The 16,807-nt window shown below is 68.8% G+C and carries 17 protein-coding genes and 1 tRNA gene; 14 read left to right on the forward strand and 4 right to left on the reverse strand.

Translation table 11 applies throughout. From position 1 onward, the window contains the following. Nucleotides 1-184 precede the first annotated feature (184 nt). Both VDQ18_RS16915 and VDQ18_RS16920 read right to left on the reverse strand, forming a co-directional pair. The gene (locus VDQ18_RS16915) at nt 185-679 is read right to left on the reverse strand and encodes a DUF2948 family protein (RefSeq protein WP_323022095.1); all 495 of its coding nucleotides are present in this window, start codon (nt 677-679) and stop codon (nt 185-187) included. Next, nucleotides 672-863, reverse strand: coding sequence for a hypothetical protein (locus VDQ18_RS16920; RefSeq protein ID WP_323022096.1), 192 nt, complete (start codon nt 861-863; stop codon nt 672-674). The genes VDQ18_RS16915 and VDQ18_RS16920 overlap by 8 nt, the downstream gene beginning before the upstream one ends. 87 nt (nt 864-950) lie before the next feature. Between VDQ18_RS16920 and VDQ18_RS16925 the strand changes: the two genes are divergently transcribed. Then, nucleotides 951-1,025, forward strand: a tRNA-Thr gene (locus VDQ18_RS16925). Nucleotides 1,026-1,109: 84 nt separating this feature from the next. Here VDQ18_RS16925 and VDQ18_RS16930 read toward each other — a convergent pair. Then, nucleotides 1,110-1,670: a TetR/AcrR family transcriptional regulator gene (locus VDQ18_RS16930; RefSeq protein ID WP_323022097.1), complete on the reverse strand. Its 561-nt coding sequence runs from the start codon at nt 1,668-1,670 to the stop codon at nt 1,110-1,112. A 45-nt stretch (nt 1,671-1,715) separates the two neighbouring features. Between VDQ18_RS16930 and VDQ18_RS16935 the strand changes: the two genes are divergently transcribed. After that, nucleotides 1,716-2,270, forward strand: coding sequence for a dihydrofolate reductase family protein (locus VDQ18_RS16935; protein WP_323022098.1), 555 nt, complete (start codon nt 1,716-1,718; stop codon nt 2,268-2,270). A gap of 9 nt (nt 2,271-2,279) precedes the next feature. Here VDQ18_RS16935 and VDQ18_RS16940 read toward each other — a convergent pair whose 3' ends face one another. After that, nucleotides 2,280-2,822, reverse strand: a complete 543-nt coding sequence (locus VDQ18_RS16940) for a LuxR C-terminal-related transcriptional regulator (RefSeq protein WP_323022099.1) — start codon at nt 2,820-2,822, stop codon at nt 2,280-2,282. Nucleotides 2,823-2,916: 94 nt separating this feature from the next. Between VDQ18_RS16940 and VDQ18_RS16945 the strand changes: the two genes are divergently transcribed. The 12 genes from VDQ18_RS16945 to VDQ18_RS17000 form a co-directional block, all read left to right on the forward strand. Continuing rightward, nucleotides 2,917-4,203: an acetylornithine deacetylase/succinyl-diaminopimelate desuccinylase family protein gene (locus VDQ18_RS16945; protein WP_416235121.1), complete on the forward strand. Its 1,287-nt coding sequence runs from the start codon at nt 2,917-2,919 to the stop codon at nt 4,201-4,203. Further along, nucleotides 4,200-5,675, forward strand: coding sequence for an ABC transporter substrate-binding protein (locus VDQ18_RS16950; protein WP_323022101.1), 1,476 nt, complete (start codon nt 4,200-4,202; stop codon nt 5,673-5,675). The genes VDQ18_RS16945 and VDQ18_RS16950 overlap by 4 nt, the downstream gene beginning before the upstream one ends. Before the next feature lie 71 nt (nt 5,676-5,746). Next, entirely contained in the window at nt 5,747-6,694 is a 948-nt protein-coding gene (locus VDQ18_RS16955) for an ABC transporter permease (RefSeq protein ID WP_323022102.1), read from the forward strand. Between the two features lie 2 nt (nt 6,695-6,696). Further along, nucleotides 6,697-7,512, forward strand: a complete 816-nt coding sequence (locus tag VDQ18_RS16960) for an ABC transporter permease (RefSeq protein ID WP_323022111.1) — start codon at nt 6,697-6,699, stop codon at nt 7,510-7,512. Beyond that, the gene (locus tag VDQ18_RS16965) at nt 7,509-9,098 is read left to right on the forward strand and encodes an ABC transporter ATP-binding protein (protein WP_323022103.1); all 1,590 of its coding nucleotides are present in this window, start codon (nt 7,509-7,511) and stop codon (nt 9,096-9,098) included. The genes VDQ18_RS16960 and VDQ18_RS16965 overlap by 4 nt, the downstream gene beginning before the upstream one ends. Before the next feature lie 3 nt (nt 9,099-9,101). Next, the gene (locus VDQ18_RS16970; protein WP_323022104.1) at nt 9,102-10,550 is read left to right on the forward strand and encodes an aldehyde dehydrogenase family protein; all 1,449 of its coding nucleotides are present in this window, start codon (nt 9,102-9,104) and stop codon (nt 10,548-10,550) included. Continuing rightward, nucleotides 10,547-11,716 (forward strand): winged helix-turn-helix domain-containing protein, encoded by a 1,170-nt coding sequence (locus VDQ18_RS16975; RefSeq protein WP_323022105.1) that lies wholly within the window; start codon nt 10,547-10,549, stop codon nt 11,714-11,716. Before VDQ18_RS16970 ends, VDQ18_RS16975 begins: the two co-directional genes overlap by 4 nt. 14 nt (nt 11,717-11,730) lie before the next feature. Then, a complete protein-coding gene (locus VDQ18_RS16980) occupies nt 11,731-12,459 on the forward strand; it encodes an SDR family oxidoreductase (protein WP_323022106.1) in 729 nt (242 codons plus the stop codon). Next, nucleotides 12,443-13,444 (forward strand): P1 family peptidase, encoded by a 1,002-nt coding sequence (locus VDQ18_RS16985; RefSeq protein ID WP_323022107.1) that lies wholly within the window; start codon nt 12,443-12,445, stop codon nt 13,442-13,444. Before VDQ18_RS16980 ends, VDQ18_RS16985 begins: the two co-directional genes overlap by 17 nt. Continuing rightward, nucleotides 13,444-14,247: an alpha/beta hydrolase gene (locus VDQ18_RS16990; protein WP_323022108.1), complete on the forward strand. Its 804-nt coding sequence runs from the start codon at nt 13,444-13,446 to the stop codon at nt 14,245-14,247. Before VDQ18_RS16985 ends, VDQ18_RS16990 begins: the two co-directional genes overlap by 1 nt. Beyond that, nucleotides 14,244-15,590: a tetratricopeptide repeat protein gene (locus VDQ18_RS16995; protein WP_323022109.1), complete on the forward strand. Its 1,347-nt coding sequence runs from the start codon at nt 14,244-14,246 to the stop codon at nt 15,588-15,590. Before VDQ18_RS16990 ends, VDQ18_RS16995 begins: the two co-directional genes overlap by 4 nt. A 69-nt stretch (nt 15,591-15,659) precedes the next feature. Next, nucleotides 15,660-16,807 (forward strand): nitrate- and nitrite sensing domain-containing protein (locus VDQ18_RS17000; protein WP_323022110.1); only part of this gene is annotated, 1,148 nt, incomplete at its 3' end.

The following is a 16,807-nucleotide window of genomic DNA, read 5'->3' on the forward strand; positions in this document are numbered from 1 at the left end:
TATTTGCAGCGCAAAGAAGGCGGCTTAACGCCCCCTTAACCTTCATCTTTGTTCTTCAAATATCCTCGGGGGTCCGGGGGCAGAAGGCCCCCGGGGCCGCCACACGCGCCAAGCTCTCCGCGGCGGGAGGCGCGCGGGATGGGCGGGCGGGAGCGTGCCTCCCGCCGCTGGGCGGCTTCAGGCGTCAGGCCTGATGATCGGGCGCGTGATGCGAGGGGGCGAGATAGGGGCGGGTCACGTCGCTGAGCTCGACCTCCAGGCATTCGACGCTGAGCGCCAGCGCACCATCCCCGGCGAAGGTCAGCACCACCCGGCCCGGCCCCGCGGGCGCGCCCGGCTCGGGCTCGGCGGCGGGGGTATAGTCGATGGACAGAAGCGACAGCACGGTTTCCGCGTCCCGCGCCAGACCCTGATGCGCCACCGCCGTCACATCCGAGAAATCGAGCACCGCGCGCACCCGTTCGAAGCGCCGTCCCGAGGCCCGGGCCCGGCCTTCGTCCTCCCAGCGGAACCGGTTCAGCAGCAGCGAGAATCGCCGCCGGGCGCGGTTGTAGCGCAGGTCGGCGCCGGTGAGCACCGCGTCCTGCACCAGCGCCGAGATCACTTTCAGATCCTCGGCGTCGCGGGCCAGGAGCCGCAGCGGCGCCTCGGCGCCGTCTTCGAATCGGGCATCACTCATCCATATCCTCGCTTTCGCCGCGCGCCCGGGCCTGAGCCTTGCGCCGGGCGATATTGGCCTTCAGCGCCGCCTTGACGCGGGCCTCCCTGGCTTCGTCGCCCTTTGTGCCGCGCACGGCCTTGACGCGCCGGGCGCCGTCGGGCCCGGCCGGTGCTGCGTTCTTGCTGACCTTGTCGCCGCTCATGGGGCCTGTCTTAACGCTCGATGAAATAATGTCCAGTCGGGGCTTGCACCGGCCGCGCTTTGCGTCTAATCAGCCGCCCGTGGCGACGCTGCAGTAGCTCAGTGGTAGAGCACTCCCTTGGTAAGGGAGAGGTCGAGAGTTCAATCCTCTCTTGCAGCACCATCCCCCTCCCCTTCCCTTGCTTTTGGACGCATTGCCCCGGCTTGCCGGCGGTTGCAGGCTCATGCCCGCGCGTAGGCCAGCCCCTCAGCGGGCCAGATCGCCGTTCCGCTTGCGCCAGTCTTCCAGCGTCTTGGCCACGACCTCGGCCAGCGGGGCGTTGCGGCGGAAGGACCACCAGATGATGGCGCCCTGCCAGAGGCTGACGGCCTCCCACCCCAGGCGCGTGCCGTCCTCGGGCAACCGGCGGGCGATGGCTTGGGCCAGGGCCTCGCCCCAGGCGGCGCCACGGGCGCGCAGGACGGGATTGCGGATATCCTCGCGCAAAAGCAGCAGGCCGTCGCCGCTGTCATGCTCGGCCTCGCCCCCAAGCGTCAGCTGAAGCAGCAGATCCACCGCCCCCCGCGCCCCCGGCCCGCAGGCGGAATCGGCCCCGGCCGTGCGGGCGTCGAGCAGGTCCCAGGCCCTGAGCAGCACCGCCTCGACCATCGCCTCGCGGCTGCCGAAGCGCTGCACCAGCGTCGGGGCGGAGAGGCCTGCGAAACGCGCGGCCCGGGCGAAGGACAGGTCCGCGGGGCCGGTCTGCTGGATCCCGACCAGCAAGCGGTCCAGCAGGGCATCGTCGGAAATGGACTTGCGGCGGCTCATGGTCTGAATATAAATAAACGTTCATTTATATTCAAGGAGAATCGCATGGCCTCCATTCTCGGATATATCGCCGCCAGCCTCGACGGTTTCATCGCCACCGAGGACGACGGTCTGGACTGGCTGTTCCGTCACGACAAGCCGGGCCCGGAGGAGAAGGATTACGACCGCTTCCTGCGCCGCATCCGCACCGTGGTCATGGGGCGCGGCACCTATGATTTCATCGCCAACGATCCCTCGCCCTGGGCCTATGGCAACCAGCGGGTGATCGTCGTGACCTCGCGCCCGATCGAAGATCCGAAGGGCCCGCTGGAGACCCGCAGCGATATCGACGCGCTGATCGCCGAATTGCGGGCGCTTCAGGATGGCGATGTCTGGATGCTGGGCGGCGGGCGCCTGCAGATGGCCTTCATGGAGCGCGGCGCGCTGGACGAGATCCAGGTTTTCGTGATCCCCGAGATCATCGGCGGCGGGCGGCCGCTGTTCCCGGCGACCGGGCTGGAGGCCGGGCTCACCCTGCTGGCGGCGGAGAAGACGCCCGAGGGTTTCGCCCGCCTGCACTATGCCTTCAACCGCGCGCCGCAGGCCGAAACCGCGGCGTGACCCGCGCGCTCAGCCGCGCCCGCCCAGCATCGGCAGGATATCGGCCGCCCGCCTGACCCCGAAGCGCTTGATCAGCCGCCCCCGCACATCGTCCACCGTACGCGGGCTCAGATGCAGGCGGGCGGCGATTTCCTTGCTGGTCAGGCGGCGGTTCATCAGCTCCAGCACCTGCCGCTCGCGTTTCGACAAGCTGACCGGGCCGCCCTCGTGGATCGGCGCGAAACTCATCACCAGCCGGTCGAGCGGCGCCTCGGGCGCCAGCGTCGTCGCCCGGAACCGGCACCAGAGCGCGTGGCCCGCCCCGTGACGCACCAGCCGCTCGTCGGTATAGCTGCCTGTCTCGCGCAGCAGCGTCAGGCCGACGTCGCGGATCTCCTCGAATTCCTCGTCCGAGCCATAGAAAAGGCGGAATGACTGGCCCGGCAGATCCTCGGCCCGGTAGCCCAAGAGCCGGGCGAAGGTTGCGTTGCAGGCGCGGATCACCCGCTGTTCGGTCAGCACGATGGCGACCGGAGCGGCGTTGAAGGCGAGAAGGGCGAGTTGGGTTTCCATGCCGTATTTCTACGGTATTGATACCGTATTTGTCTTTGATCAATCTGCTCGCATGATCAGCCTTGCCCCGACCAACCCTCGCCACCTCCGCCTCATGGCCGCCCTGCAGGAGCGGCGCGAGGATCTGATCACCCTGACGCAGGATCTGATCCGCATCCCGACCCTGAACCCGCCGGGCGAGAATTACCGGGAGATCTGCGAGTATCTCGACCGTCGCCTGAAAGGCGCAGGGTTCGAGACGCAGCTGATCCGCGCCCATGGCACCCCCGGCGATTGCGACGCCTATCCGCGCTGGAACGTGGTGGCCCGGCGCGAGGGGCGGCGCAGCGGCGATTGCGTGCATTTCACCAGCCATATCGACGTGGTCGATGTCGGCGCAGGCTGGACCATGGACCCGTTCGGCGGCGAGTTGAAGGACGGCAAGATCTATGGCCGGGGCGCTTGCGACATGAAGGGTGGGCTGGCGGCGTCCATCATCGCGGTCGAAGCGTTTCTGGCGACCCATCCGGATTACGCGGGCGCCATCGAGATTTCCGGCACCGCGGACGAGGAATCGGGCGGCTATGGCGGGGTGGCGTATCTCGCCGAAAAGGGCTTCTTCTCGCCCGAGCGGGTGCAGCACGTGATCATCCCCGAGCCCCTGCAGAAAGACCGCGTCTGCCTTGGCCATCGCGGTGGCTGGTGGGCCGAGATCGAGACCTTCGGCGAGATCGCCCATGGCTCCATGCCCTTCCTCGGCGATTGCGCCGTGCGCCACATGGGGGCGGTACTGGACCGGTTCGAGGACCGGCTCTATCCCGCCATGGCCGCCCGGCACACCGAGATGCCGGTGGTGCCGGAGGGCGCGCGCTCCTCGACCATGAACATCAACTCGATCCATGGCGGCCAGCCCGAACAGGCGCCGGGCTCGACCGCGCTGCCCTCCCATTGCGTGCCGGACAGCTGCCGGATCGTGATAGACCGGCGCTATCTGGTCGAGGAATCGCTCGACAGCGTGCGGGGGGAAATCGTGGATCTGCTGGAAGGGCTGAAACGCGACCGGCCGCGGTTCGACTATGCCGTGCGCGAACTCAATCACGTCATCCCCTCGATGACCGACCGCGAGGCGCCGATCGCCCGCACCGTCGCCGCCGCCATCGAAGAGGTCATGGGCAAGGAGGCCGAATTCGTCGCCTCGCCCGGCAGCTACGACCAGAAACATATCGACCGGATCGGCAAGCTGAAGAACTGTGTGGCCTATGGGCCGGGACTGCTGGAACTTGCGCACAAACCCGACGAATATGTCGGGGTCGACGACATGATGGACAGTGCGGCGGTGATGGCCCGCAGCCTCGCCGCCCTGCTGTTGCCGGACGACAAAAACAGGGAGACCCAGGAATGAAACGACTGACGACGCTGATGCTGGCCGGTTCGACGGCCCTGTTCGCGGGTGCGGCCTTGGCCCAGCACACGCATGTGAACGTGGCGATGCAGCTTGAGCCGCCGAACCTCGACCCGACGGCGGGCGCCGCGCAGGCCATCGATTCGGTGGTCTATTCCAACATCTACGAAGGGCTGACGCGCTTCATGTCGGATGGCTCGGTCGTGCCCGGGCTGGCGGAAAGCTGGGACATTTCCGAGGACGGGCTGACCTATACCTTCCACCTGCGCGACGGCGTGACCTTCCACGACGGCACCACCATGGACGCCGAGGATGTGAAATTCACCCTCGACCGCGCCCGGGCCGAGGATTCGACCAACGCCCAGAAGGCGCTCTTCGCCAATATTGCCGAGGTGACGGTGATCGACCCGCTGACGGTGCAGGTCACGCTCAGCGCGCCGACCGGGGCGCTCCTCTTCAACCTCGCGTGGGGTGACGCGGTGATCGTGGCGCCCGAAAGCATCGGCGAGGCCGCGACCCATCCCATCGGCACCGGCGCCTTCATGTTCGCCGACTGGGTGCAGGGCGACCACATCAACATCAGCCGCAACCCGAATTACTGGGGCACGCCAGCGGCGCTTGAGACCGCGACCTTCCGTTTCATCGCCGATCCGACCGCCGCCTTCGCCGCCCTGATGGCCGAGGATGTCGATGTCTTCGTCGGCTACCCCGCGCCCGAGAACCTGCCGCAGTTCGAGGCCGACCCGCGCTTCCAGGTGCTGGTGGGCAATACCGAGGGCGAGACGATCCTCGCCATGAACAACGGCCGCGAGCCCTTCGACAACCCGCTGGTGCGTCAGGCCGTGGCCCATGCCATCGACCGGCAAGCGGTGATCGACGGGGCGATGTATGGGCTGGGCACGCCGATCGGCACCCATTTCGCGCCGCATAACCCCGATTACGTCGACCTCACGGGCCTCTCGAACTACGACCCCGAGCGGTCGCGCGCGCTGCTGGCCGAGGCCGGGCTGCCGGACGGGTTCACCACCACGCTGAACCTGCCGCCGCCCTCCTATGCCCGCCGCGGGGGCGAGATCATCGCCGCCCAGCTGCGCGCCGTGGGGATCCAGACCGAGATCAACAACCAGGAATGGGCGCAATGGCTGGAAACCACCTTCCGCGGGCGTGATTTCGGCCTGACCATCGTCAGCCATACCGAGCCGATGGACATCAACATCTACGCCAACCCGGAGTACTACTTCCAGTACAACAACCCGGACCTCCAGGCGCTGATGACCACGCTGAACGAGACGACGGACCCGGCCCGGCGCACCGAGTTGCTGCAACAGGCGCAGACCATCATCGCCGAGGATTACGTCAACGCCTATCTCTTCGAACTGGCGGTGCCGACCGTGGCCCGCGCCGGGATCGAGGGGCTGTGGCTGAACCAGCCGACCGCCGCCATCGACCTGACCGCGGTCTCCTGGCCCTGACCCTCTCGGGCGGCGCCGCACTGGCGCCGCCCTCCCCCGCCTGACCCAACCGACCCGGGAGCCCGCCTGCGATGATCCGCTACACGGTCGGTCGCCTTGTCTCGCTATGCCTCAGCCTGATCGTCGCCTCGATGGTGATCTTCACCGTGGTCGAGGTCGTGCCGGGCGACCCCGCCGCCTATATGCTGGGCGTCAACGCGCGGCCCGACACCGTGGCGGCGCTGCGCGCCGAGCTGGGCCTCGATGTGCCCAAGGTGCAGCGCTACCTCGACTGGACGGCGGGGATGCTGCAGGGCGATTTCGGCCGCTCCTACACCTACCGCACCCCCGTCTCGCAGATGATCCTCGACCGCATGGTGGTCTCGTTGCCGCTGGCGGTTCTGGCGCTGGGGCTGACCATCCTCATCGCCTTCCCGGCCGGGATCTACGCCGCCAGCCGCCGCGGCAAGCTGGGCGACGCGGGCGTCATGGGCGCCACGCAGCTGGGCGTCGCGGTGCCGAATTTCTGGTTCGCCATGATCCTGGTACTGGTCTTCGCCGTGAACCTGCGCTGGGTCTCGGCCGGGGGCTTCCCGGGCTGGGGCAACGGAATCTGGCCCGGGATCAAGGCGCTGATCCTGCCCGCGGTGGCCTTGGCCCTGCCGCAGGCGGCGATCCTGGCGCGCGTCATGCGCTCGTCCCTGCTGGATATGCTGGGCGAAGATTTCATCCGCACCGCCCGCGCCAAGGGGCTGAGCCGCCGTCAGGCCCTCTGGCGCCACGCGGTCCGCAACGCGCTCATTCCGGTGCTGACCATCATCGGCCTGCAATTCTCGTTCCTGCTGGCGGGGGGCATCGTCATCGAGCAGATCTTCTACCTGCCGGGCCTCGGCCGCCTGATCTTTCAGGCGATTTCCTCGCGTGACCTGATCGTCGTGGAAAGCGTCGTCATGCTGCTGGTCGGGCTGGTGATCATCGTCAATTTCGCCGTGGACCTCGCCTATGCGCTGGTCGACCCGCGCCTGAGGGTCCGCGCATGAGCCTGCCCCGTACCCTGATCCTCGGCGCCCTGCTGACCGTGCTTTTTCTCGGCGGCGCGCTCCTGTCCTTCGTCTGGACGCCTTACGATATCGAGCTGCTGGACATCCCCAACCGCCTGCACGCCCCCGACGCGGTGAATTGGCTGGGCACCGACCACCTCGGCCGCGACATCCTGTCGATGATCATGATGGGCGCGCGCACCTCCATCGCCGTGGCGCTGCTGGCCGTGGGGATCGGCATGGGCATCGGCGTGCCGCTGGGCCTGACCGCCGCCGCCCGCCGGGGCTCGCTGCTGGATGAGGTGATCATGCGCGGCAACGACCTGATCTTCGCCTTCCCCAGTCTGGTCATCGCCATCCTGATCACCGCCGTCTTCGGCGCCGGGGCCGCGAACGCGATCATCGCCATCGGCATCTTCAACATCCCCGTCTTCGCCCGCGTCACCCGCGGCGCCGCGCTCAGCTTCTGGTCGCGCGATTTCATCCTCGCCGCCCGGGTCGCGGGCAAGAACAAGGCCCGCATCTCGGTCGAGCATATCCTGCCCAACATCGCCAACCTGCTGATCGTGCAGGGCACCATCCAGTTCTCGCTGGGCATTCTGGCCGAGGCCGCGCTTTCCTACATCGGCCTCGGCGCCCAGCCCCCCACTGCCAGCTGGGGACGGATGCTGGCCGATGCGCAGACCCTGGCCAGCATCGCGCCGCATGTGGCGCTGATCCCGGGACTGGCCATCGTGCTGATGGTGCTGGGGCTCAATCTGATGGGCGACGGGCTCAGGGACCTGCTCGACCCCCGCATCCGGGTGGCCCGCACATGAGCCTTCTCTCTATCCAGAACCTGTCCTTGGCCATCGGCACCTACGACATCCTGCACGATGTCTCGCTGGACGTGGCCCCGGGCGAGATCGTCGCCATCACCGGCGAGAGCGGCTCGGGCAAGTCGATGACCGCGCTCGCCACCATGGGCCTGCTGCCCGGTGCCGCGCGCACCAAGGGCCAGATCCTGCTCGATGGCGAGGATCTGCTGGCCCTGACCGAGCCGCAGATGTGCCGCGTCCGCGGCGCCCGGATCGGCATGGTGTTCCAGGAGCCGATGACGGCGCTGAACCCGGTGATGACCATCGGCACACAGGTTGCCGAGACGATCCTGCAACATGAAAGCGTCACCCGGGCCGAGGCGATGGAGCGTGCCCGACAGGTGCTGACCCGCGTCGGCCTGCCCGAGGACCGCTTCCCTCTCAGCCGCTATCCGCATGAATTGTCCGGCGGGCAGCGCCAGCGGGTGGTGATCGCCATGGCCATCGCGCTCCGCCCCCGCCTGCTGATCGCGGACGAGCCGACGACGGCCTTGGACGTGACCACGCAGGCCCGCATTCTGGACCTGCTGAAAGACCTGACGCAGGATTTCGGCATGGGGCTGATGATGATCACCCATGACCTCGCCGTGGTCTCGGACATGGCCGACCGGATCGTCGTCATGCAGCACGGCCGGGTGGTGGAGACCGGCCCTACCCAGCAGCTGTTCCGCGCCATGCAGCACCCCTATACCAAGGCACTGTTTGCCGCCTCGACCCACCGCGTCGACCTTCCCCCTGCCCCACCGCCGGTGCCGCTGCTGAAGGTCGAAAATGTCGTCCGCAGCTATCGTCAGCCGCGCAAGGGCCTGTTCGGTGCCCGGACGGAAACCCGGGCGGTGGATGACGTGAGTTTCGTCCTGAACAAGGGCGAACGGCTGGGGCTGGTGGGCGAATCCGGCTGCGGCAAGTCCACTTTGACCCGCGCTTTGCTGGGGCTGGAGCCGATCCAATCCGGCGCGATCACCCTGAACGGCGCCCCGGTCTGGGCCGAGAAGCACCCCAACCTCGCGGTGCGCCGCCAGATGCAGGTGGTGTTCCAGGACCCCTATGGCAGCTTCAACCCCCGCCACCGCGTCCGCCGCCTGATCGCCGAGCCCTTCCACCTGCTGGAAAACCCGCCGCAGGGCGAGGCCCGCGCCGCCAAGATCGCCGAGGCGCTGGTCGCGGTGGGCCTGAAACCCGCCGATGCCGACCGCTATATCCACGAGTTTTCCGGCGGTCAGCGCCAGCGCATCGCCATCGCCCGGGCGCTGATCAACGATCCGGCGCTGATCGTGTTTGACGAGGCGGTCTCGGCCCTCGATGTGTCCGTTCGGGCGCAATGCCTTGATCTCATTGCCGATCTCTGCCGCGAACGCCCCTTGAGCTACCTGTTCATCAGCCATGACCTGAGCGTGGTGCGCGGCGTCACCGACCGGGTGATGGTCATGCAATCGGGCAAGATCGTCGAGCAAGGCCCGACCGAACAGGTCTTCACCGATCCGCAGCATCCCTACACCCGCACCCTCCTCGCCGCCGCGCCGAAACTTCCCGAAGTGAGCCTCTGACCCATGTGCCTTGACGCCTTCAAGATCCCCGCCGCCAGCCATCTGATCGCCGGTGAATGGCGCGAAGCGGCCGAGAGCCTGCCCCTGACCGACCCCTCGACCGGCGAGGAGCTGACCCGCATCGCCCGGGGCAAGGCCGCCGACGTGGACGCCGCCGTCGCTGCGGCGCACGAAGCCCGGGCGGGCGTCTGGGGCCGGATGACGGCGCTGGAACGCGGGCGCATCCTGACCCGGCTGGGCCAATTGGTGCTGGAACGGGCCGAGGATCTGGCCGTGCTGGAAGCCCGCGACGTGGGCAAGCCGCTCACACAGGCCCGCGCCGATGCCGTGGCGCTGGCGCGCTACATGGAGTTTTACGGCGGCGCTGCCGACAAGATCACCGGCGAGACGATCCCCTATCTCGACGGCTACACCGTCTACACGCTGCGCGAGCCGCATGGGGTCACGGGGCATATCATCCCCTGGAATTACCCGATGCAGATCATCGGCCGCTCGGTCGGCGCCGCGCTGACCATGGGCAATGCCTGCGTCCTGAAACCAGCCGAGGAAGCCTGCCTCACCGCGCTGGCCTTCGCCGCGCTGGCGATGGAGGCGGGGCTGCCTGCGGGCGCGCTGAACGTGGTGACGGGGCTCGGGGCCGAGGCTGGCGCGGCGCTGGCCGGCCATCCCGGCATCCAGCACGTCAGCTTCACCGGCTCGGTCGGCGTGGGCGTGCTGATCCAGACGGCGGCGGCGAAGAACGTGGTGCCGGTGACGCTGGAACTGGGCGGCAAGTCGCCGCAGCTGGTGTTCAACGACGCGGACCTCGACCGCGCGCTGCCGTTTCTGGTCAATGCGGGCATCCAGAACGCGGGGCAGACCTGCTCGGCCTCGTCCCGCATTCTGGTGCAGCGGGGCGTCTATGACGAGGTTCGCGCCCGGATGGCCGCCGAATACGGCAAGCTGACCGTGGGCCCGGCGCTGAGCGACCCGCGTGTGGGTCCGCTGATTTCCGCCCGGCAGAAGGGCATCGTGCAGGGCTATATCGCCCAAGGCGCGGACCTGGCGGTTGCGGCCGAGGGTGTGCTGACTTCGCAGGCCAGCAATGCCGGGCACTACGTCTGCCCGACGCTCTTTGCCGAGGTGCCCTCGGACCACGCGCTCGCCCAGCAGGAAATCTTCGGCCCGGTGCAGGTGCTGATCCCGTTTGACGATGAAGCCGACGCCCTGCGCATCGCCAATTCCACCGATTACGGCCTCGTCGCATCGGTCTGGACGGCGGATGGCGGGCGGCAGATGCGGCTGGCGAAGGCGCTGCACGCCGGTCAGGTGTTCATCAACAATTACGGCGCGGGGGGCGGGGTCGAACTGCCCTTCGGCGGGGTCGGCAAATCCGGCCACGGCCGCGAAAAGGGGTTCGAGGCGCTCTACGGCTTCTCGACCCTGAAGACCGTCGCCGCCTGGCACGGATGAGCGCCCCCCTCGACATCCCCAACCGCGACGCGCGGCGGCTCTGGCTGGCGGTGAACGGGCTTTCGGGCCCCGCCACCGGCCCCGTCGACGTGCCCGGGATGATCGAGGCGCTGGGCCTCTTGCAGATTGACACGATCCGCAACGTGACCCGGGCGCATAACCACATCCTGTGGTCGCGCAACCGCCGGTATCGCGAGGGGATGCTCTGGCCGCATCTGGCCAAACGCGCCCTCTTCGAGCATTTCACCCATGATGCGAGCCTGTTGCCCGTCTCGCTGCTGCCCCTCTGGCAGGTCCAGTTTCGCCGGTTGGGGGAAAAGGCAGGACGTGGCGCCTGGTATCAATCGGGGCTGGCACAACACGAGGTCGCAGCGATCCGGGCACGGATCGAGGCCGAAGGCGCCCTCTCCACCCAGGCTTTTGAAACCAAAGCCGAAAGCCGCGAGATGTGGGCCCGGCCGCCACACAAGAAGGTGCTCGATCAACTGTGGTACGCGGGCGATCTGGCGACCTGCCACCGGGTGAATTTCGTCAAATTCTACGACCTCGGCACCCGGGTCTTCCCGGCGCACGACCCGCTGCCGGAACCCGAGGCCCTGACGCGCCTGCACGACGACGCGCTGAACCGGCTGACCATGGCCACGCAGGGCGAGGTGCAGCGCTTCTATGCCGTCGCCAGCGCCGAGGAGGCCCGCGTCTGGGCCGAAGGCGCGGCCACTGTGCCGGTGCGCATCCAGTCGGCGGACGGCAGCTGGCGCGCGGCGCTGGCGCATCCCGAGATCGAGACGCGGCTGGCCACGGCGCCCGAGGTGCCGCCCCGTCTGCGAATCCTGAACCCTTTCGACCCGGCGATCCGTGACCGCAACCGGCTGGAGCGGCTCTTCGGCTTCGATTACCGCAACGAGATGTTCGTGCCCGCCGCCCAGCGCCGCTGGGGCTATTACGTCTATCCGCTTCTGGACGGCGATACCTTCGTCGGCCGGATGGAGATCAAGGGCAACCGCGCCAAGGGCGAGATCGAGGTGACGGGCTTCTGGCCCGAACCGGGCAGCCGCTGGGGCTCGGGCCGCATTGCCCGGCTCGACGCCGAACTCGCGCGCTTTGCCCGTCTGGGCGAGGCCGATACAGTGACATGGACCGCCGCGCGTCCCGACGCCCGGCGATGAAGGAGAGGAACGCCATGAGATTGCAGGACAAGATTGCCGTGGTGACCGGCGCGGGCTCGGGCTTCGGCGCGGGCATCGCCCGCCGTTTCGCGGCCGAGGGGGCCCGGGTCATCGTCGCCGACATCAACGGCGATGCGGCGAAGGCGGTGGCCGAGGAAATCGGCGGGCTGGGCGTCGCCTGCAACGTCGCCGACCGCGCCGCGGTCGAGGCCCTGCGCGATCAGGCGGGGGCCGTCGATATCGTGGTGAACAACGCCGGGGTGACGCATCTGCCGATGGCGACCGAAGAGGTCTCGGAAGCCGATTTCGACCGGATCTTCGCGGTCAACATGAAGGCCATCTATCTGACGACGCAGGCTTTCGTCCCGGGCTTCAAGGCGCGGAAATCGGGGGTCATCCTCAACATCGCCTCGACCGCCGGCGTCTCGCCCCGGCCGCGGCTGTGCTGGTACAACGCCTCGAAAGGCTGGGTGATCACCGCGACGAAGGCGCTGGCGGTCGAGCTGGCGCCCGCCGGCATCCGGGTCAACGCGCTGAACCCGGTGGCGGGCGAGACGCCGCTGCTGAAGTCCTTCATGGGCGAGGACACGCCGGAAATCCGGGCGAAATTCCTGTCCACCATTCCGCTTGGCCGCTTCTCGACCGCCGAGGACATGGGCAATGCGGCGCTGTTCCTGTGCTCGGACGAGGCCTCGATGATCACCGGTGTCGCCATGGAGGTTGACGGTGGCCGCTGCATATAGGCCCGGCCCGCGCAACCTGATCACCGATGTGGCGGGGCTGAAGGTCGGCAATGCCGCCGACCCGGCGCTGAAATCGGGGGTGACGGTGCTGACCGGGGACGCGCCGTTTCTGGCCAGCGTCGCGGTGCAGGGCGGCGCCCCCGGCACGCGGGAGACGGACCTGCTGGCACCCGACAAGTCGAACGCGGGCGTCGATGCGCTGGTGCTGTCGGGCGGCTCGGCCTATGGGCTCGACGCCTGTTCGGGGGTGACGGAGGGCCTGCGCGCGTCCGGCCGGGGCCTGCAACTGGGCGCGGCGCTGATCCCGCTGGTCCCGGGGGCCATCCTGTTCGATCTGCTGAACGGTGGACAGAAGGACTGGGCCGAGACCCCCTACCGCGCCCTCGGCCGTCAGGCGCTGGCGGCCGCCGCGCCCGATTTCGCGCTGGGGACCGAGGGCGCGGGCACCGGCGCGCTGGCGGCGATGCAGAAGGGCGGGCTGGGCTCGGCCTCGCTGGTGCTGGGCGACGGGACCACCGTCGGCGCGCTGGTCGCGGCCAATCCGGTGGGCAGTGCCACCACGCCAGCGGGCCATTTCTGGGCCGCCCCGTTCGAGATCGACGGCGAGTTCGGCGGGCTTGGCCCTGACCCGGCCTCGGGCCAATGCGGGCCGCTCATCTCCCTGAAATCGCAGGCACTCTTCGCGCCGCGAGCGAACACCACCATCGCCATCGTCGCCACCGACCGGGCGCTGAGCAAATCCCAATGCCACCGCCTGGCCATCGCCGCGCATGACGGCATCGCCCGCGCCGTGGTCCCGGCCCACACGACCCATGACGGCGATCTGGTCTTTGCCCTGACCACCGGCGAGGGCGAGCCCGCCTCGGATATCGAGCTGGCCGAGATCGGCCACGCCGCCGCCCTCTGCCTGTCGCGCGCCATCGCCCGCGCGATCTACGAGGCCCGGCCGGAACCCGGCGACCTGCTGCCCTGCTGGAGGCGCTGATGCCGACCCTCGCCCTGCCCGATGTGACGCTGCATTACGAGGTCGACGGCGCAGGCCCGCCCCTGATGCTGATCGCCGGCACCGCCTCGGACAGCGCCAGCTGGGGGCCGCTGGTCGAACCGCTGGCGCAGCGTTTCACCGTGATCCGCCCCGACAACCGCTCGACCGGGCGCACCCGGCCGGTGGATGCGCCCCTGTCGCTGGCGCATTGGGCCGGGGACGCGCTGGCGCTGGCCCGGCATCTGGACCTCGGCCCCGTCGCCCTGGCCGGGCATTCGCTGGGCGGGATGATCGCTCTGGCCATGGCCGCCCAAGCGCCCGAAGCCGTGTCCCGGCTCGCCCTTCTGGCCAGCGCGCCGATGGTCCTGCCCCGCAACGCCGCGCTCTTCGACCTGATGCTGCGGCTGCGGGCCGAGGGCCAGCCGCCCGACCTCTGGCTGCGCGCCTTCCTGCCCTGGCTGTTCCATCCCCGCTTCTTCGAAACGCCCGGCCAGCTCGACGCCGCCATCGCCCAGTCGCTGGCCTATCCCCATGCCCAGCGCCCCGAGCAGATGCGCGCGCAGGTGGCGGCGCTGGGGCGGGCCGATACCGCCCCCCTTGCCGCGACCCTGCGCTGCCCGACGCTCGCCCTGCTGGCCGACGACGACCTGCTGATCCCCCCGGGCGCCGCGCGCGAAGCCCTCGCCGCGATCCCCGACCTGCGGATCGAGATGATCGCCGACAGCGGCCATTCCCTGCATTGGGACGCGCCGCAGGCCGTGCTCGCTGCCCTGATCGCCTTCCTGACCGGAGACGCCCCATGACCAAAGACCGCCTCGGCAATCCGATCACCGCCACCGACCCCGCGCTGGTCGCCGCCATCGACGCCTTCATTGAAGGGTTCCTGGCCTATCAGCCGCAGGCGGTGACCATCCTCGGCCTGATCGACCAGCATCCGGACAGCTGCCTCGGCAATGCCTATGCCGGGATGCTTTACATGTTCCTCGAAGCGCCGATGGCTCCGGATCTGGCCCGCCCCTATGCCGAGCGCGCGCTGCAAGCCGCGGGAAATGAACGAGAAAAGGCCAATGCGCAGGTGCTGGCGGCCTGGGTCGCGGGCGACATCCCGCGGGTGGTCCAGCTGGCCGAGGAGGCGGCGCAGCAATGGCCCGGCGACCTGGCGCTGATCAAGCTGGGGCAATACCACCTCTTCAACCTCGGCGATGCGGCGGGAATGCTGCGCATGGCACTGCACGCACTCAGACACGCCGAGGATACCCCCTATCTGCACGGCATGATCGCCTTCGGCTATGAACAATGCCACCTGATGCCCGAGGCCGAAGCCGCCGCCCGCCGCGCGCTGGAGATCGAGCTGACCGACCCCTGGGCGCATCACGCGCTGGCCCATGTCATGCTGACCGAAGGCCGGGTCGACGAAGGGATCGCCTTCCTCGAATCGGTGTCCGACGATTGGGCGGACCTCAATTCCTTCATGCACACCCATAACTGGTGGCATCTCGCGCTCTTCTACCTCAGCCGGAACCGGATGGCCGATGCGCTGGCCGTCTACGACACCCATGTCTGGGGCCGCGAGAAGGATTATTCGCAGGATCAGATCGGCGCCGCCTCGCTGCTGGCGCGGATGGAATTTGCGGGCGTCGATGTGGGCGCCCGCTGGCAGGACGTGGCCGATCACGTCGCCAAGCGCGGTGCCGACACCACCTCGCCCTTCCTAGCGCTGCAATATCTCTTCGCGCTGGAGCGCGCCCAGTGCCCCGAGGCCGCCACGCTGCTTGAGGCCATCGAGACCCGCGCCGCCACCCCGGCCCATGACCGCCTCGCCTGGGAGGAAGTCGCGCTGCCCGCCGCCCGTGGCATTGTCGCCCATGCACGGGGCGAGGCCGCGCTGGCCGCCCGGCATCTCGGCCGCGCCCTGCCCCGCCTGCAGGAGATCGGTGGCTCCCACGCCCAGCGTGATTTCTTCGAGCAAATTCATCTCGATGCGCTGATCCGGGCCGGGGCGCTGTCTGCCGCGCAGCAGGTACTGGAGATGCGCCGCGGCTATGACCCGACCGGTATTCCCCTGAACCGGCAACTGGCGCTGGTCTACGAGGGGCTGGGCCTGCCCGGCGAGGCCGCAAGGGCCCGCGCACGCCTGCCTGGCTGAGCGCTCTAAACCAAGGATTCACGAGTCGCGGCTAGTCAGAAGGACGGTCGTACGATTCGGAGGCTTGTCATGAAGCTGCGCCACCAGGTTCTGGTCCTTGCCGCGATCCCGCTCCTTGCGTTGATCGCCGTCAGCGGTCCCCTGACCCTTGGCAAATGGCAGGCCTATGTCGATGCCAGCAACACCGAGAGGGCCGTTGCCGAGGGGATCGTGCTGGGCGAACTGGTGCACCATCTGCAGGTCGAACGCGGGCAGAGTGCCGGTTTCCTGTCGTCCGGCGGCACGAATTTCCGCGACACCCTGCCCGACGCCCGGGCCGCGACGGACCGCATCCTCGCGCGGGCCCCGGCCGTGCCCGGCGCTGCGCGCACGGCGCTGGGCGCTCTGGCGGGCCTGCGCGCGCAGGTCGACAACCAATCCGTCGCACCGGGGGATTCCGGGGCGCAATACACCGCGACGATCCGCGCCATCCTCGAACAGATCGAGCAACGGCTGCTGCTTCAACGCGATCCTGAGATCACGCGCCTCAGCGCCGGCCTCGGCGCCCTGAGCGAAGCGAAGGAGGCCGCCGGCCTGCAACGCGCCGTCGGGGCCACGGGTCTGGGGGCCGGGAGTTTCGCCCAGGCTGGTTTCCGCAGCTTCATCGAACGGGGCGCCATCGAAGGTGCGCTGCTGCGGCTGGCGATCCAGGAACTCGACGGGACGCTGGCGGGGGTCGATTTCGCCGCGCTCCAGCGCGATACCGGGGTGGCGGCCGCCCGCGACGCGATTCTTGCCGCCGGGCCGGGCGCCGCGGTGCCCGGGCTCAGCGGACCCGAATGGTTCAACCGCGCCACGGCCTGGATCGACGCATTGCGTCAGGTCGAAACCCGCGTCGCCGAAGGGCAGCGGGCGCATGCCGCCGCTCGCTCGCAGGCGTCACTGACCAGTTTCATCGGTTTCCTGACGCTCTCGATCCTGGCCATAACCGGAAGCGCGGTGCTCGGGCATCTGGTCAACCGCTCGGTCAGTACCAATTTCCGCGACCTGAGCGGCGCGATGGATCAGCTGGGCCGCCGCGGGGCCGACATCCCCCCGCGACGCGCGCGACTGCCAGCCGAATTCGCGCAGATGTTTGACGTGGTCGACCGCACCCGCGATACGCTGAACACCGCCGACCAGCGCGTGGCCGAGGCGATCCGCGCCAACCGCGAGCAGGTGATCGACCATCTCGATGC

Origin of the sequence: Pararhodobacter sp., from assembly GCF_034676075.1 — a bacterium.
Taxonomy (GTDB): domain Bacteria; phylum Pseudomonadota; class Alphaproteobacteria; order Rhodobacterales; family Rhodobacteraceae; genus Pararhodobacter.

What these genes read in the sequence shown, in the direction of transcription:
- VDQ18_RS16975 (WP_323022105.1), top strand. Translation starts at nt 10,547, where the DNA reads ATGAGCGCCCCCCTCGACATCCCCAACCGCGACGCGCGGCGGCTCTGG.
- VDQ18_RS16950 (WP_323022101.1), top strand. Translation starts at nt 4,200, where the DNA reads ATGAAACGACTGACGACGCTGATGCTGGCCGGTTCGACGGCCCTGTTC.
- VDQ18_RS16995 (WP_323022109.1), top strand. Translation starts at nt 14,244, where the DNA reads ATGACCAAAGACCGCCTCGGCAATCCGATCACCGCCACCGACCCCGCG.
- VDQ18_RS16965 (WP_323022103.1), top strand. Translation starts at nt 7,509, where the DNA reads ATGAGCCTTCTCTCTATCCAGAACCTGTCCTTGGCCATCGGCACCTAC.
- VDQ18_RS16940 (WP_323022099.1), bottom strand. Translation starts at nt 2,822, where the DNA reads ATGGAAACCCAACTCGCCCTTCTCGCCTTCAACGCCGCTCCGGTCGCC.
- VDQ18_RS16990 (WP_323022108.1), top strand. Translation starts at nt 13,444, where the DNA reads ATGCCGACCCTCGCCCTGCCCGATGTGACGCTGCATTACGAGGTCGAC.
- VDQ18_RS16935 (WP_323022098.1), top strand. Translation starts at nt 1,716, where the DNA reads ATGGCCTCCATTCTCGGATATATCGCCGCCAGCCTCGACGGTTTCATC.
- VDQ18_RS16945 (WP_416235121.1), top strand. Translation starts at nt 2,917, where the DNA reads ATGGCCGCCCTGCAGGAGCGGCGCGAGGATCTGATCACCCTGACGCAG.
- VDQ18_RS16980 (WP_323022106.1), top strand. Translation starts at nt 11,731, where the DNA reads ATGAGATTGCAGGACAAGATTGCCGTGGTGACCGGCGCGGGCTCGGGC.
- VDQ18_RS16955 (WP_323022102.1), top strand. Translation starts at nt 5,747, where the DNA reads ATGATCCGCTACACGGTCGGTCGCCTTGTCTCGCTATGCCTCAGCCTG.
- VDQ18_RS16920 (WP_323022096.1), bottom strand. Translation starts at nt 863, where the DNA reads ATGAGCGGCGACAAGGTCAGCAAGAACGCAGCACCGGCCGGGCCCGAC.
- VDQ18_RS16930 (WP_323022097.1), bottom strand. Translation starts at nt 1,670, where the DNA reads ATGAGCCGCCGCAAGTCCATTTCCGACGATGCCCTGCTGGACCGCTTG.
- VDQ18_RS16970 (WP_323022104.1), top strand. Translation starts at nt 9,102, where the DNA reads ATGTGCCTTGACGCCTTCAAGATCCCCGCCGCCAGCCATCTGATCGCC.
- VDQ18_RS16915 (WP_323022095.1), bottom strand. Translation starts at nt 679, where the DNA reads ATGAGTGATGCCCGATTCGAAGACGGCGCCGAGGCGCCGCTGCGGCTC.